The sequence below is a fragment of the Asticcacaulis benevestitus DSM 16100 = ATCC BAA-896 genome (assembly GCF_000376105.1).
Lineage (GTDB): Bacteria > Pseudomonadota > Alphaproteobacteria > Caulobacterales > Caulobacteraceae > Asticcacaulis > Asticcacaulis benevestitus.
Map to the genome: position 1 here is coordinate 121,347 of NZ_AQWM01000001.1, position 15,719 is coordinate 137,065.

The following is a 15,719-nucleotide window of genomic DNA, read 5'->3' on the forward strand; positions in this document are numbered from 1 at the left end:
GGTGCTCCGCAAAAGAGGTGACGCTAACACCCCTTTCGCGGATGCACAATCGGCCATTACAGCCGCGTTCAGGCCTCTGACCGGAACTGGTTGATGGTCAGTTCGATCAGGGAAACGACCGTCCAGATGAGCAGGGCGAATCCTCCGAACAGGAACATATAGTCGATCCCGCCATGCAGGGTGGCGAAGCTCATACCCATGAAGGTTATCCAGCGCAGGCGGAACGACCAGCCTTCGAGAGTCAGGGCCGGCGTGCGCTGAAGGAGTGTGACGATCGTTATGGCGGAAACCGCAACGGGCTGCAGGATAGCCAGATCGCGCGCCTGCCATAACAGAGCACCGGCGCCGACAGTGAAAGCGCCGATTGCCGGAAGCGCGGATATGCGCCACGCCCTTGACAGGCGAAACCATAGCGGCAGCAGCGCCATTTTACCAAACGCGCTGACAAAACAAACCGCTATCACGGCGAGCGACATCTGGATTGCCGTGAGAGGTGGCATAGTGAAGGCAACCACGGCCCACCAGGCAATGAGATAACCTTCACTTAGAAATGCGCGCATCTGCCACGGAATGCTGCTTTCGCGCTGATCGGGGACACCGGTTATGGACACCCATATGGCGATGAGGGTGGCCAGAATACCGATAATAACAATAAGAGGCCATGAGGCCGGCACCGCGGCCAGCAGCAAAAGTAACAGAACGGCAGGTCCCCAGCCAAATTGCAGCAGGTGATTACCCTGCAACCGCCAGCTCTTTTTCAGACTGTGGCGCGGCATGATGACTGCGAAGTGGTGCAGAATAGTCGACAGGGTGAGCGCGGTTGGTATCAGCAGAAGCAAGGCGACCTCACGCCATTGCGGGCCGGCGTTGTAGATTACCGCTTCCAGAGCCAGAAGAATGGGCGCAAGCATCAATGCCCATCTCGCTGTGGATTTCAGGCGTGGTTTCTCGAAATAGGCCTCCCAGTGCGCCAGTGAGTCGGCGTTCATATCCTTCAACAGACCGTCATGACGAGTGTTCAGATGATCCAGCAGGGCCCTGACCCCGGCGCTGTCCCCAAACAGCTTGCGCCAGAGTCCCGGCGGTTTAGGTGGCGCATTCAGCACCTTGTAGGCGTCATGATGTTCGCTGGTTGGATTTTTCAGACGCTCCAGATAAGCGAGATCATCGCTGCGCGTCAAAATCCGCCGGGTCAGATAGGCCGTTTTCAGACCGCGTGATTGCAAGCGCCAGCCGAAGCGCTTGATGATTCTATCTATTAGTGGATCGCTGTAGGGGCTTGTCTTCAGCAGCAACTGAGCCATCCAGATCTCAGTCTCGGCGCGGATATCGAGCGCTTCCAGAGAAGGTGAATCAAGGACGGTTTGCAGCGCCTTGATACGCATGTCCGGTTCGGCGCTGGTGGCGCGTAGAATTTTTTCCAGTCGCAGGCGCGCGGTATAAAAGTCGGCGTGCGGATCAGCAAAGACGACAGGCGCGGGGGCTTCTATTTTTTCCGCAAGCTCAGGTCCGGCGATAAAGGCCGATACCTCCGAGGCCTTGACGATATAGACCTTGCCCTGAGACAGGGCGGGTGCCGCAACGGGACGCTCGGCATAGTTCAAGGCACGTTCATAAGCTTCGCGCAGGGCCTTGAAGCCCTCCGCGTCGTCTTCCGGATTGGTGACCTTCAGTTTGGCGGCATATGCCCTGCGAATATCCTTGCGATCAGATGTCTTCTTAATGCCGAGTGTCTTCCAGATCGATGTCACAGCCATGTTTCGCCTTCAAGCGAATCGAGAACCGACAGCAGATGTCCGCGTGCCTTGTCGATCAGGCGATTGTCCTGACTGGCCAGAGCCCCCTCGAACTCGCGCATCAGGCCGCCGACATGCTCGCGCTTGTCGCCCAGGAAGTTTTCGTAGCAACGCGAGGCACGCGCAAGGGCCGCGCGATTGGCGTCGCTGTCGCGTGGATGCGCCTTGAGCGCTTCGAGCGCCTTGCGCTGTTTCTCCAGATCGGCGCCCGTGGGGCCATCTTCATCGACAATAACAAGCTGGTGCTTTTCGCCCGTCATGGGGATATGGACATCGACCTCGATCAGGCCGTTGATATCGTAGGTGAAGCGACAATCCGCCGTCACCTCGCCGGCGGGCCTGCGCGGGACCGGCACGCTGATCTTGCCCAATGAAATATTGTCGGTCACATAGCGCGACTCGCCCTGATATATTTCGAACTCGATGACCGACTGGTTGTCTTGCAGTGTATTATAGGTGTTCATCCGGCTGGCGGGCACCGCGACATTGCGTTCGATGATCGGCGAGAAAATACCATGATGCAAATGGCCGGCATGGTCATGCTCGGCGATGCCCACACCTAAGCTGTACGGGCAGACATCAGTGACCGCGACCTCTTTCAGGGCCTGATCGCGTGCTTTCAGACCGGCCTGCACCGCGGCGCCCATGGCCACGGCCTCATCGGGATGCACGGTCTGAGATGGGAAGCGCCCGAACATGCGGGTCACAGCCTTGCGCACCACCGGCATGCGCGTCGCACCGCCAACCAGGACGATTTCATTCAAGGCATCGGTGCGAATCTCGCCGTCGCGCAGGCTGCGCAGCACCGGTTCGCGCAGGCGCTCTAACAGGGGCGCGGCCAGGGTGTCGAAATCGTCGGCGGAAACCGCGTGCTCATAAGCCTTGCCCCGCCACACAATCTCCATCTTCGCCCACGGCTGGCTGGTGAGTTCGCGCCGCGCTTTCTCCGCCGCCGCGCGCAGCAGTTGATGCAGAGCGTCTTCCTCGCCGAGCTTGAGTTTCCAGTCGTCGGTGAATGTATTGCGCATAGCGCGGATCAGCAGGTCGTTGAAATCCTCGCCACCCAGCCGAGCGTCGCCGGTCGAGGCGCGGACCTCGATGACGCCTTCGAAGATTTCCAGGATCGAGACGTCGAACGTGCCGCCGCCGAGATCGAACACCAGAAACTGAGATTCGTCCTCCAGCAGATGAATGCCGTAGGCGAGAGCGGCTGCGGTCGGTTCGTTCAGCAGGCGCTCGACCTTGAGGCCGGCCAGTTCTCCCGCCCGGCGAGTGGCCTTGCGCTGTTTGTCGTTGAAATAGGCGGGGACAGTGATCACGGCCTCGGCCACCGGTTCGCCCAGATAAGCCTCGGCATCGGCCTTGAGACTGCGCAGGACCAGCGCCGACAGTTCCTCAGGAGAGAACTCGCGCCGACCAAGCGTTGTCATCCGCCGTGACCCCATATAGCGCTTGAAGGCGCTGGTGGTCAGCTTAGGGTGCGTCGATTGCCGCTCACGCGCGGGTAGTCCGACCAGCAGGTCGCCATTGTCGTCCAGACCAACAGCCGAGGGCGTCAGGTTATGCCCCAGGCTGTTCGGAATCAATTCCGCCTTGCTGTCACGAAAAACGCCGACGGCGGAGTTCGTCGTGCCCAGGTCGATGCCGATAATCATAGTATGTCCCCCCTCAGACCGTTTTTAGCGACGATCCGACACTTCGATCAGGGCATCGATCTCGACGGCGAAGCCGAGCGGGATCTTGTACATGCCCACGGCCGAGCGGGCGTGCTTGCCGGCGTCGCCGAGCGCGGCCACCATCAGGTCGGAGCAGCCGTTGATGACCTGCGGGATATTGTAGAATTCCGGGCCGGCCTGGACGAAGGCGTTGAGCTTGATAACGCGGACGACGTTGTCAAGATCGCCGTCGGCGGCGGCCTTCATCTGGGCCAGCAGGTTGATGGCGCACAGGCGCGCAGCTTCCACGCCCTGTTCCAGCGTGACATCGACGCCAAGCGTGCCCTTGATTCCGCCATTCGCGTCATTCGAGAGCTGGCCGGAGATATGAACGTGATTCCCGGTGCGGACGAACGGCACGTAATTGGCCACCGGCGCGGTGGGGACGGGCAGGGTTAACCCGAGGGCGCGCAGACGATCTTCGGTTTGTGACATGAGGAATCCTTTATGTGGTAAGAGTATGCAGCCGCTCAAAGGTGGCCAGTTGGCGGAGGTTATAGCTGATTTGCGTTCATGACTTCCATCCCCATTTTTACCTTTTGTTACCTTCCCCTTCATCGGACCTTAAGAGAGTCCCTATAGATTGAGGCTCGAAAAGCCGAGGGCCGCGCAAGCGGGCGATTCGGTGCAAAAAATAAGATGATGTGGGGCTGAGGGTCTTCAATATTGAAGGTTTCCGGCGGGGCTCAAAGGTTTTGGAATGATACAGAAGAAAGTCCTTATTGTTGAGGACAACGAACTGAACATGAAGCTCTTTCATGACCTGCTCGATGCGCAGGGCTATGAAACCTTCCAGACCGGCGAGGGATTGTCGGCGTTGACTCTTGCCCGCGAACACCGTCCTGACCTCATTCTCATGGATATCCAGCTTCCCGAAATCTCCGGCCTGGAAGTCACCAAGTGGCTGAAAGAGGACGATGAACTGTCGCACATTCCAGTGGTGGCCGTGACGGCCTTCGCCATGAAGGGCGACGAGGAACGCATCCGCGAAGGCGGCTGTGAGGCCTATATTTCGAAGCCGATCTCCGTCACCCATTTCCTGGATACCGTGCGCCGTTATCTCGGTTAAGGCTGAGGGGGCAAGATGACCGCGCGCGTCCTGATCGTCGATGACATCGCCGCCAATGTGCGCCTGCTTCAGGCCAAGCTGGAGGCCGACTATTACGAGGTGCTGACCGCGCAGGACGGCCGCACCGCCATTGCCAAGGCGGCCAGCGAGCAGCCCGATATCATTCTGCTCGACGTCATGATGCCGGAAATCGACGGCTACGAGGTCTGCCGTCAGCTCAAGAATAATCCCGCTACCCAGCATATCCCGATCATCCTGATCACGGCACTCGATGGCCGTGATGACCGCTTGTCGGGCCTGGAGGCCGGCGCCGACGATTTCCTTACCAAGCCGGTCGATGATGTGATTCTGATGGCGCGTTTGCAGGCGCTGGTGCGTCTCAAGCAGATGGTCGATGACCTGCGCCAGCGCGAAGCCTCAAGCCGCCGCGCCGGTCTGGTCGATAACGATCTCCTGCAACGGCAGATTTCCGCCACCGGCAATGTGTTGATTCTCGATGACAATCCGCGCCAGGCCGAACGCCTGATGCTGCAACTGGGCGAAGACCACCGCTGCGCCTACGAAACCGATCCGGTGAACGCCATGAAGATCGCCGGCGGGCGTGTCGATCTGGTGGTACTGAACCTGACCGCCAAGGCGTTCGATCCCCTGCGCTGGGTGGCGCAACTGCGTACCAACGAAGCGACGCGCCAGCGCCCCGTCCTCGCCATCATCAATGCCGATGAGCGCAAGATCATGTTCAAGGCGCTGGAACTGGGTGTCAATGACGTGGTGCCGCGCCCGGTCGACATGCAGGAACTGCGTGCCCGCGCCAAGACCCAGATCCGGCGCAAGCGCTATGGCGATTTTTTACGCAATTCACTCGATCGCTCGCTCGAAATGGCCGTCACGGATCCGCTGACCGGCCTGAACAACCGCCGCTTCCTCGATCACCAACTCAGCATGGCCATGGCGCGCCATACCACGTCGAAGGATGCTGAGGCCGATATCGTGTCTCTGCTGATGCTCGATATCGACTTCTTCAAGCGTGTCAACGACACCTACGGCCACGATGCCGGCGATGAGGTGATCCGTGAATTTGCCCGCCGTCTCAGCCTGAATGTCCGCGCCATCGACATGCCGTGCCGCTTCGGTGGTGAGGAATTCGTGGTGCTGATGCCGGGCACCGATCAGGCCGATGCCGCTCATATCGCCGAGCGTGTGCGCTCTCAGGTGGCCGATACACCGTTTGTGCTGGCCGATGGCCGTGAGCTGGACGTCACAGTCTCCGTGGGGGTTGCGACCTCGCGCGGCATGGGGGATGCGCCCGAAAGCCTGCTTAAGCGTGCCGACGAAGGCGTCTACGAGGCCAAGCAATCCGGACGTAATCGCGTGATTGTCCGGTCGGCGGCGTAAAATTTAGGGTTTGCCGTCCGCTTTTTTAACGTAAACCTGCCGCTCGTTTTTCGAGTTGATCCATTCGTAAGAATCTTCAGAAACAACCCATCTGCTCACGGGTACGTCTGAGCCAAGATTGTAAAATATAATTTCATTACCTATACGCTTCTGCGTTGCGTAGGAAATGAGACCAGCAGAATGGTAATAGCTGCTGTCTATCTCGCCCGTTACCGTATCGATGGTGACGACAGATACACCTTCCTCATCAACACTCCCGTCCGAATTGAGAAATGTGTGCGTATTGATAGCCAATTTGTTGCCTGTTGCGACATGAAAGCAGCGGGTGTCTTTTTGACCGCTTTCAAAAGTAGCCTGCCAACAATGGCCATCAAGGCCTTTGAAATGAGTAGCTAAATCAACAGTGGAAGCCTGCGCCATCGTGGCCAGCAGAAGCATCGAAGTTAACATGTCATATCCCCCAAAAGTGTATCCAAGCAAATAATACGGTATACGAAATTGTGCGAGAAATAATTTATGTTTGCATAGCCTTCGGTATTCTTGAGACGTAAAAAAGCCGCGCCGAGTATAGGGGGAACTCAGACGCGGCTTCCTTTAAGGTCCTTCGGCGGGGGGGATGCCAAAGGACAATCTCAAGAGGGCTTGATTACTTAATCTTGCCTTCTTTGAATTCGACGTGCTTGCGCACGACCGGATCGTACTTCTTCAGCACCATCTTTTCGGTCTTCGTGCGGGCGTTCTTCTTCGTCACGTAGAAGAAGCCGGTGTCAGCCGTCGAGTTCAGACGGATCTTAATGGAGGCTGGCTTTGCCATGACGTAAAGTCCTTAAGGTACGGGTGCGGACCAAAACATCAGTCATGGAGCGCAAATAAACGAGAGGGGCGGAAAATACTCAGGAACGGCGGGAAGTCAAGGACCGATCCGGCATAAAAAGCGTTTTTTCGCTGTAAGACGGGCATAGACGCATTTTTGCCCCGAAGGTCAAGCTATCTGCAACCTTCTACACGGATTTCGGGACAAAACGCCATGACGCACCACCTCGCCGCCGCATTTATCTTCTCCGGACTGATTCTGGCGGCGCCCGCCCTGGCGGCAGAGCCGAAGGCGCCCTATCAGGTCGCGGAAGCGCTCAAGCTTCATGCCGACGCCGGCAAGAGCAACACGGCGTCGTCCGATTCGCTGACCGATATCACCCGCGTTGATCTGGTCGTGCGCCTGTCCTGCGCCGAGGCCAATTGCGATACGGCGTCGTTCGGCCTGTCGATGGATGGTGTGGCCAATGAGGCGGCCGCCCTGACCTTTGAGGTCGGGGGGGATGGCCGCCTGCAATCCACCCTGACCAAGGTGACGGGCAGCGGGCAGGACCGGGGGCAGACCTTCAAGGTGGCCCTGAAGCCCGATGAGAGCTTTGACCTGCGCATCCACTGGACCCGCAGCGATCGCGTCACCTTCTATCTTTATGGCCGCGATCCGGCCACAGGCTTCGACAGGATGGAAAGCCGCGATGTGCAGCTTTCGGAAGGTGTCAAACAGTTGTCGATGCGCGTCTCCGGCGGCGATCTGACCCTGCTCAAGCAGAGCTACAGCTTCCGTTGAGAGCTTATGCCGCCCCACAAGGGTGGGACGGCATAGCCAACTTACCGCTTCTTTTTCTTTTTGGCGTTCTTGACGCCTTGCGGAATGAAACCCTTGGGCCGGCCGCCGGTCTTCGGACCGGGCTTGCCGCTGCGGGGCTGGAAGGCCTGACCGGTGCGGGCACGCACACCCAGACGGGCGCGCGGCGCGTTCGGATCGGCGGCCTCGGGTTCGCTCAGCATCTTGAAGACCAGCCCGCCGGTGATCGGCATGGCCTCCATCAGTTCGACTTCGATATTCGTGCCCAGGCGCCAGCGCTGGCCGCTCCGTTCGCCGATCAGGGCGTGCTGCACATCATCATGGACGAAATAGTCATTGCCCAGCGACGACACCGGGATGATGCCATCAGCGCCGGTCTCGGTCAGCTTCACGAACAGGCCAAAGCGCGTGACGCCGACGATGCGGCCCTGGAAGGTGGCACCGACCTGATCCTGCAGGAAGGCGGCGATATAGCGCTCGATGGCCTCACGCTCGGCCTTCATCGAGCGGCGCTCCGTCTCGGTGATGTGCTCGGCGGTGTCCTTCAGTGTCTTGATCTCGTAGTCGGTCAGGCCGTCATCACCCAGCTTGAGGGCGCGGATCAGGCCGCGGTGGACCACAAGGTCGGCATAGCGGCGGATCGGCGAGGTGAAGTGGGCGTAGTTATCAAGATTAAGCCCGAAGTGGCCGTAGTTCTCCGGCGAATAGTGCGCCTGCATCTGCGTGCGCAGCACCACTTCGTTGATGATTTCGGCGTGCGGACCGTCCTTCTGGCCATCGAGCAGGGCGTTGAAGCGCTCGGTGCGCGGCGGCTCGCCCTTGGTCCACGGCAGGCCGAGCGTGGCGAGGAAATCGGCCAGATTGCCGATCTTTTCCAGTGAGGGCGCTTCGTGGACGCGGAAGATCAGCGGCGTCTTGTGTTTTTCCAGCGCTTCGGCGGCCGAGACATTGGCCTGGATCATCATCTCTTCGATGAGTTGCATGGCATCTAAGCTGACGCGCGGCTCGATCTTGATGACCTTGCCCTCGGCATCGAGCGTGATCTTGCGCTCAGGCGAATTGATATGCAGGGGCTGGCGGATATTACGGCCGCGCGTCAGGCAGGCGTGCGCCTCCCACAGGGGCTTCAGCAGCGTATCGAGCAGCGGGCCGGTCTTGTCGTCCGGCGTGCCGTCGATGGCGGCCTGCGCCTGCTCGTAGCTCAGCTTGGCGGCCGAACGCATCAGCCCGCGCACGAAGCTGTGGCTGAGCTTCTTGCCGGCGGCGTTGAACACCATCCGCACGGCCAGGGTGGCGCGGTTCTCGCCTTCCTGCAAGCTACACAGGCCGGAGGAAAGGACATGCGGCAGCATGGGCTCGACGCGATCGGGGAAGTAGGTCGAATTGCCCTTGTCGCGCGCGTCCTTGTCGAGTGAAGACCCCGGCGTCACATAGTGCGCCACGTCGGCGATGGCGACCCAGACGACATAACCGCCCGGATTGGCTTCGTCCTCGTCGCGGTGGGCGTAGACGGCGTCGTCGTGGTCCTTGGCGTCGGAGGGATCGATAGTGATGAAGGGCAGGTCGCGCAGGTCGGTGCGCTTGCCCAGCCCGGGCGCCTTGGCGGACTTCGCCTCAAGCTCGGTGTCGGCGTTGAAGCCGATGGATAAGCCATGGCTGTGGATCGACATGATCGAAGCCACCTTTGGCTCGTCCTCCTTGCCGATGACCTCGATCACCTTGGCGGGCTTGGGGCCATAACGCGTGATGCCGCCAACCGGCGCGGCCACCACCACGTCGCCGTCTTCCAGCGCGTCGAGGCCCTGACCGGTGAGGACGTAGTTTTCCTTGGTCTTGCGATTGACCGATTCCAGCCTGATCTCGCTGACACCCTTGCGCTGGCGGCTGATCCGCACAACGCCGACCACTTTGGGCGCGCCCTGATCGAGCACCTTGATCAGGTGTGCCACCCAGCCGTCGGAGGTCTTCTCGAAGCGCGCAAAGATGCGGTCGCCGATGGTCGGCGGCGTCTGGACAACGGACTTTTTAAGCGGCGCCAGGCGCGCCAGCGGTGGCTTGGCCTTGTCCTTCTTCGTGTCTTCCGGCTTGCCCCACTGCACCCACAGTTCGCCGTCGATATCGCGCTCGACCACTTCGCAGACGCCGGTATCGGGCAGGGCGCCGATGGCGCCGAAGGTCTTGCGGCCGCGCTTGTCGAGCTGGCCGGCTTCGGACAGATGCTTCAGACGCTGGCGCAGCAGGCGGCGGTCGTCGCCCTTGAGTCCGAATTGCTTGGCAAGATCGCCGACATCGAGTTCACGATTGGCGGCCAGCGCGTCCAGCAGGGTCTGGTCGTCGGGCAGGCCCCTGGCGACTTTTACGATGGGGGAGTTCAGCGGTTTGGCGGCGCGGGGCACGCGGGGGAATTTGCTCATGGCCATAATGTAAGGGAGTCTCGCGTTTGAGACCATCCCCCGAGGCACAAAATCCTTATGAGAAGGCGGAAGGGGCCTGATCGGGCGGCAATTGCATCAGGGTGAACCAGTATTGTTCGATGCGCGCCACGATATCGTCATAGGTTTCGGTGGTGACCGGCTTGGTGATGTAGCCGTTGGCGTGGCGGTCATAGCTGCCGATTACGTCCTTGTCGGCGCTGGAGCTTGACAGAATAATGACCGGGATGCGCTTGAAGTCAGGATCGGACTTCACCGTCTGGAGAAAATCCTGACCGTGCATGTGGGGGAGGTTGAGATCGAGCAGGATGATGTCGGGGCGCGGGGCGCCGGCGTGCTCACCTTCGCGGCGCAGGATGCTCAGGCCTTTTTCACCGGTTTCCGCCACCACGATATCGCTGGCGATATTGGCGCGCCTGAAGGCACGTCGGGTCAGGACAGCATCACCCCGATTATCCTCGATCAGCAAAACCTGCGGCGGGCGATCTCTGTCGGTGATATGTGTCATGTAGCGGGTCCATAGTAGTCATCCTGCTGTGATCACAGGTTCGGCTAATTTGTCCCTTTCCGCAAGCGGTTTCCTTCGAAGGGGCCGTTGTTACTACACCCAATCGCCTGTCTGGTGTTTCGTTTGCTTTTTGACTCAATTCGCGCTTGTTAAGGGCAAAACGGACTCACCTTTGCCGGGAAGGACGACACGACGTGGATCACGATATGAACGTCAACCAATTTATGCCGCATGGCTACTGCTTTCTGTGGCAGCCCGGTATTTTGTGGCTCCATGTCCTGTCAGATCTGGGGATTGTTCTGGCCTATTTCGGCATTCCCCTGGCGCTGATCTATTTTATCAGGAAGCGCAAGGATCTGCCGTTTCAGATGGTGTTCGTGCTGTTCGGCGCCTTCATCCTGCTGTGCGGCTTCTCGCACCTTCTTAATATATGGGTGCTGTGGCATCCGGACTATTACTTCGAAGGTGTTATCAAGGCGCTGACCGCCGTGGCCTCGATCGCCACCCTGGTCACCATTGTGCGCATGATGCCGAAAGCCTTGGCCCTGCCGAGCCCGAAGCAACTGGCCGACGCCAACGCCAGGCTGGAGGACCTTCATCGGCAAAGCGAGGAGAACAACCGTGCCGCCATGGGCGCGGTGGTCGATAACGTCCTCGATGGTGTGATCACGATCGATGAGAATGACCGCATTCAGAGCTTCAACGCCGCCTGCGAGAGCATTTTCGGCTATAGCGCCGAGGAAGTGCAGGACAAGCCGATCAGCCTTTTGATGCCCGACCCGACCTATACCGAACACGACCGATACATCGGCGAATATCTGAATACCGACACCACTGGCCGCGAGGTCAAGGCGCGGCGCAAGGACGGCACGGAATTCCCGGCCGATCTGTCGGTCAGCGCCTTCGAAATTGACGGCAAGCAGCACTATACCGGCATCGTGCGCGACATCACCAAGGCCAAGCTGGCCGAGGACAGCCGCCAGAGGCTGTTGCGCCGCCTGACCGATTCCAACACCGAACTGGAGCGCTTCGCCTATGTCGCCTCGCATGACATGCAGGAGCCCCTGCGCATGGTGCTCAATTTCAGCCAGATCGTTGCCAAGGACTATGCCGACAAGCTCGATGACGACGGCAAGGAATATCTCAAGATCATCGGCGATTCGGCGATGCGGATGCGCGACATGGTGCAGGATCTGCTCGAATATGCCCGCGTCGATAAGGAAGGCTTCCGCTGTTCCGATGTCGATATGCGCACCGAACTGGTGCATGTGCTCGATAACCTGCGCGCCCTGACCCGGGAGAGCCTGGCGGTCATCACCTATGACACCCTGCCGCGGCTCAAGGGCAATGGCGTGCAACTGATGCGCCTGATGCAGAACCTCGTCACCAACGCCATCAAGTATCAAAAGCCGCGCCGTCTGCCGGTCATCCATATCGGTGTGGCGGACGACGGGGATATGTGGAGGTTTTCGGTGAAGGATAACGGTATGGGCATTGATGAGGCCTTTGTCGGCCAGATTTTCGAGCCCTTCCGTCGGCTGCATAGCTGGGACGGCATCCAGGGCACGGGGCTGGGCCTCGCGGTCTGCCGCAAGATCGTAGAGAACCACGGCGGCCGCATCTGGGTGGAATCCGAGCAGGGTGTCGGTTCCACCTTTTTCTTTATGATCCCGAAAGACCTTAAGAGCGTATAATCTTTCATAGGAGTGCAAAACATGGTCAATCTGCTTATCCGCGAAGGGCGCGCAGCGGAAATCATGCTGGTGGAAGATAATCGCGGCGATGCCCTGCTGGCCTCACGCGCCTTTCGCCAGGCCGAGATCGACAACAACCTGACCGTAGCGGAAACGGCCGAGACGGCCCTGTCGATGCTCAGGCGCGAGGGGGATTACGCCGGGATGCGCCTGCCGGATATCATCCTGCTCGATCTCAACCTGCCAAAGATGAGCGGCAAGGAACTGCTTAGCCTTATCAAGAACGACGAGGGCTTGCGCCATATTCCGGTGATCATCCTGTCCAGTTCGGCCGCCGAGCTGGATATTGCCGGCAGCTATGGTCTTCACGCCAACGCCTATATCGTCAAGCCGCTCAATCTGCAGAATTTCACCGACGTCGTGCGCTCGATCGAGCAGTTCTTCTTCATGCTGGCCGTTTTGCCGGGGGCGGATTGACGTAAGGTAACATAATTACTTTCATTTCCCTGTATTCAGCCGGCGATAACTTGCCTGCGGCTAATTTGTGACAGGCGTGCAAAATAAGTTGCCCCTTAACGTTGCGGAAATATTGCCATCTCGCCAGTAACATAACACTGTCGTGCTTGTGACGGTGTTCTTCATGCCGTCGCACGACTTAAGGCTGGACCGTAACGGTCACGGCATTACTTATTGCATCGCAATATGTGTCCGGCCGGACGGCAGGCTTGGGTTGCCGCCATAACAAAAATAAAACTCGCAGGGTCCAATGAAACACACGCTCACTCTGGCGCTTCTGGCGTCCATGGTTTCCATGCTGCCGTTCGCAGCCCACGCCCAGTCCTATGACCGTCTGGTCAGCTTCGGCGACTCGCTCAGCGACCCCGGCAACCTGTTCACCGCCACCGGCCAGCCGCCCGCCCCCTATAATCGCCGTTTCACCAATGATCTGGTGTGGAACGAATATCTTGCTGGCAGCGGCCTCAACTTCTTCGGCTCGCCCGCAACCATCAACAGCGGCAATGTCTATTCCGGCTGGGGCGGGGCGCGGTCCGATTCCGCCGCCAACTCCAGCGGCCCCATCCCCGGCACGCCGACCCAGATCGGCGCCTATCTGGCGCGCGGCGGCACCTTTGGGGCCAATGACGTCGTCTCATTATGGGCCGGCGCCAACGATATCTTCCAGGCGCTGCCAACCGCTGCGGCTAATCCCGCGACCGCCTCGGCCTATATGACGGGCATCGCCAGCACGGCGGCCGGCAATGTCAGCAGCCAGGTTGGGCAACTGGCCACCGCCGGCGCAAAGACCATCGTCGTCATGAACCTGCCAGATCTCGGTTCGACGCCGCAGTTCAACACCAGCATCACCACATCGGGCCTGACCACCTACACCACGGGCGTCTTTAACACCGCGCTCGACACCGGCCTCAACGCGGCGGCAGCGGCACACAGTGACACCAATATCGTCGAGGTCGATATCCGTTCGGCCTTCAGCGCCATCGTCGCCGATCCGCAAGGCTTCGGGTTCAGCAATGTCACCCAGGCCTGCATCACTGTGACGGCCTGCGTCACCGGATCGCAGGAAACCCGCAACAGCTATCTGTTCTGGGACGGCGTCCACCCGACGGCGGCTGGTCATCAACTGGTGGCCAACCTGGCCGCGCAATATCTTTACACACCCACCCTGACCCGCGGTGTCGGGATGCTGGCCGAGCAGGGCTACACCACCCGCCGTGCGATTCAGGCCGAGATGGGCTCGCTGCTGCATCGCGCCACCGGCGAGGGCTATTTCGTCCAGATCGTCGGGGCGCAAGGATCGCGTGACACCTCGCTCGCCATGCAGGACGGCATCGGCGGCGATGACGCCAGCTCTGACGTCAAGGCCTATGATTACAGCCTGGCCGGCGTTCGCGCGGGCGCCGTGCAGTCGATCGGCAGCGCCACCACTTTTGGCTTTGGCGTCACTGCCCTGACCGGTGATTCCAAGGGCTTCCTCGTCACCGCCAAGCCGACCGATCTGAGCTTTGATCTGGGCCTTGACTGGCGTCCCGGCCGTTATTTCATTACCGCGACAGCGGGCGCCGGCATCACCAGTTTCAGCGATTATGAACGCCATACGCTGATCAACGCCTTCCGCGAGACGGTCAATCATGTCGATACCGCCGCCTATTCGGCGCAAGTCCAGACCGGCTTCGATCATGCCATGGGCGATTGGACGGTCACGCCGGTAGCGCGTCTGTCCTATGCCAGCGCTACGATGAAGGGCTTCAAGGAGCGCGGCACGGTGGCGGCGGTCGGCTTTGAGGACCGCAAGGTGTCGGCGCTGTCTGGCGCGGTCGAACTCCAGGCCAGTGGCAAGCTCAGCGAAAATGTCTCCTTGAGCGGTGTGCTGGGTTATGAGGCCGTGCTGAGCGGCGATCAGGAAGACCTGCGCGGCAAGCTGATCAACAATACGGCGCAGGCCTTTGCCACCAAAATGGGCGATGTCGGCAGCCCCGGCGTACTGGTCGGCATTGGTCTGGAGCGCAGGATGGGCGGCTATGCGCTGTCGGCGCAATATCGCGGCACCTATGGCTCTGACAGCCAGCAGGACCAGACCGCGCTGATTTCTCTGAATAAAGCGTTTTAGGGAAAACGAGTCCTTATACCTCCCCGGTTTACCGGGGAGGGGGACCGACGCGCCAGCGCTCAAGCAGCGAGGCGATAGCGCAACATTTGCAGGCGCGTTGGTGGTGGGGCTTCTTACTTTAAGACGAACTGATCAAGCCGGCGGCGATATTGATCGTCAGGGCCAGAACCGTGGCGTTGAAGAGATAGGCCGTTACGCAGTGGATCAGGCCAATGCGACGCATATTGGTGGTGGCGAAATCGACGTCCGCTGTCTGGCCCGATGTGCCGATAACAAAGGCGAAATAGAGAAAATCCATATAGTGCGGTGCCTTGGTGCCGGGAAAGATCAGCGACGGCTCGCCCTTGTTGCGCGGAAGTTCGGCATAATAGCCGTGGGCGTAATGGAAGGCGAAGGCGATGTGGATATAGGTCCAGGCGGTGATCAGGGTCAGGCCGGAGAGGGCGACATGCCAGGCTTTTGCCGCGTCGCTGACGTTCTGCGTGGTCGCCAGTTCGCCGATGATAGCGACGAAACTCAAAATAGCCGCCAGAATCGACAGCAGGAGAATCACCCCTTCGCCATCGTCATAAAGGTGGGCGTGGCTTTCGAGGCTGGCGCGATCGGCGGTCAGCATGGCCTGAAGCGCAAGGGCGATGTAGGGAACCGTGAAACAGTTCCACGCGATCAGGGCGCTGGTGATGCCGTTGAGGTGCGTGAAACCAAGGCAAAAACCCAATACCGCAAGGCCAGTCAGCAGTGAAAAGACAAGTTGGGGTTTGTGGCGCAGATATCGGATAACGGTGAGATTTAAAAAGCCGGTCTTGCGGGACGTCATAGTTATGTAAAACTCTTGTCAGTTGTGTGACCTATGTTAGGCTCTTTGATCT

Annotated in this window: 14 protein-coding genes; 6 read left to right on the forward strand and 8 right to left on the reverse strand. The window is 59.6% G+C overall.

The window, feature by feature from the left end:
• Window positions 1-68 precede the first annotated feature (68 nt).
• From B060_RS0100600 to B060_RS0100610, 3 genes are read right to left on the reverse strand one after another with little or no spacing between them, the layout of a single operon-like run.
• Window positions 69-1,757, reverse strand: a complete 1,689-nt coding sequence (locus B060_RS0100600; protein ID WP_018079806.1) for a J domain-containing protein — start codon at window positions 1,755-1,757, stop codon at window positions 69-71.
• A complete protein-coding gene (locus tag B060_RS0100605; protein WP_018079807.1) occupies window positions 1,748-3,451 on the reverse strand; it encodes an Hsp70 family protein in 1,704 nt (567 codons plus the stop codon). The genes B060_RS0100600 and B060_RS0100605 overlap by 10 nt, the downstream gene beginning before the upstream one ends.
• A gap of 24 nt (window positions 3,452-3,475) precedes the next feature.
• Window positions 3,476-3,946, reverse strand: coding sequence for a RidA family protein (locus tag B060_RS0100610; RefSeq protein ID WP_018079808.1), 471 nt, complete (start codon window positions 3,944-3,946; stop codon window positions 3,476-3,478).
• 268 nt (window positions 3,947-4,214) lie between these two features.
• On the opposite strand from B060_RS0100610, the gene B060_RS0100615 reads away from it, so the two are divergent.
• Window positions 4,215-4,580 carry a response regulator gene (locus tag B060_RS0100615; RefSeq protein ID WP_162149112.1) on the forward strand — a complete coding sequence of 122 codons (366 nt, stop codon included), beginning with the start codon at window positions 4,215-4,217 and terminating at the stop codon, window positions 4,578-4,580.
• 15 nt (window positions 4,581-4,595) lie between these two features.
• Window positions 4,596-5,975 (forward strand): PleD family two-component system response regulator, encoded by a 1,380-nt coding sequence (locus B060_RS0100620; protein WP_018079810.1) that lies wholly within the window; start codon window positions 4,596-4,598, stop codon window positions 5,973-5,975.
• Window positions 5,976-5,978: 3 nt separating this feature from the next.
• On the opposite strand, the gene B060_RS0100625 is transcribed toward B060_RS0100620, so the two are convergent.
• Both B060_RS0100625 and rpmG read right to left on the reverse strand, forming a co-directional pair.
• A complete protein-coding gene (locus B060_RS0100625; protein WP_018079811.1) occupies window positions 5,979-6,425 on the reverse strand; it encodes a hypothetical protein in 447 nt (148 codons plus the stop codon).
• 196 nt (window positions 6,426-6,621) lie between these two features.
• Window positions 6,622-6,789: a 50S ribosomal protein L33 gene (rpmG, locus tag B060_RS0100630; protein WP_018079812.1), complete on the reverse strand. Its 168-nt coding sequence runs from the start codon at window positions 6,787-6,789 to the stop codon at window positions 6,622-6,624.
• 213 nt (window positions 6,790-7,002) lie between these two features.
• Between rpmG and B060_RS0100635 the strand changes: the two genes are divergently transcribed.
• Entirely contained in the window at window positions 7,003-7,572 is a 570-nt protein-coding gene (locus tag B060_RS0100635) for a hypothetical protein (protein ID WP_018079813.1), read from the forward strand.
• Window positions 7,573-7,613: 41 nt separating this feature from the next.
• Here B060_RS0100635 and rnr read toward each other — a convergent pair whose 3' ends face one another.
• Window positions 7,614-10,004 carry a ribonuclease R gene (gene rnr / locus B060_RS0100640; protein WP_035422900.1) on the reverse strand — a complete coding sequence of 797 codons (2,391 nt, stop codon included), beginning with the start codon at window positions 10,002-10,004 and terminating at the stop codon, window positions 7,614-7,616.
• Between the two features lie 55 nt (window positions 10,005-10,059).
• Window positions 10,060-10,530: a response regulator gene (locus tag B060_RS0100645; protein WP_018079815.1), complete on the reverse strand. Its 471-nt coding sequence runs from the start codon at window positions 10,528-10,530 to the stop codon at window positions 10,060-10,062.
• Between the two features lie 206 nt (window positions 10,531-10,736).
• Here B060_RS0100645 and B060_RS23640 point away from each other — a divergent pair, with 206 nt between their 5' ends.
• From B060_RS23640 to B060_RS0100660, 3 genes are all read left to right on the forward strand, one after another.
• Window positions 10,737-12,224: a sensor histidine kinase gene (locus tag B060_RS23640; protein WP_236621550.1), complete on the forward strand. Its 1,488-nt coding sequence runs from the start codon at window positions 10,737-10,739 to the stop codon at window positions 12,222-12,224.
• A 21-nt stretch (window positions 12,225-12,245) separates the two neighbouring features.
• A complete protein-coding gene (locus B060_RS0100655; RefSeq protein ID WP_018079817.1) occupies window positions 12,246-12,701 on the forward strand; it encodes a response regulator in 456 nt (151 codons plus the stop codon).
• A gap of 289 nt (window positions 12,702-12,990) precedes the next feature.
• Window positions 12,991-14,850 carry an SGNH/GDSL hydrolase family protein gene (locus tag B060_RS0100660; RefSeq protein WP_018079818.1) on the forward strand — a complete coding sequence of 620 codons (1,860 nt, stop codon included), beginning with the start codon at window positions 12,991-12,993 and terminating at the stop codon, window positions 14,848-14,850.
• Between the two features lie 118 nt (window positions 14,851-14,968).
• On the opposite strand, the gene B060_RS0100665 is transcribed toward B060_RS0100660, so the two are convergent.
• The gene (locus B060_RS0100665; RefSeq protein ID WP_018079819.1) at window positions 14,969-15,667 is read right to left on the reverse strand and encodes a DUF1345 domain-containing protein; all 699 of its coding nucleotides are present in this window, start codon (window positions 15,665-15,667) and stop codon (window positions 14,969-14,971) included.
• Window positions 15,668-15,719: the final 52 nt, after the last annotated feature.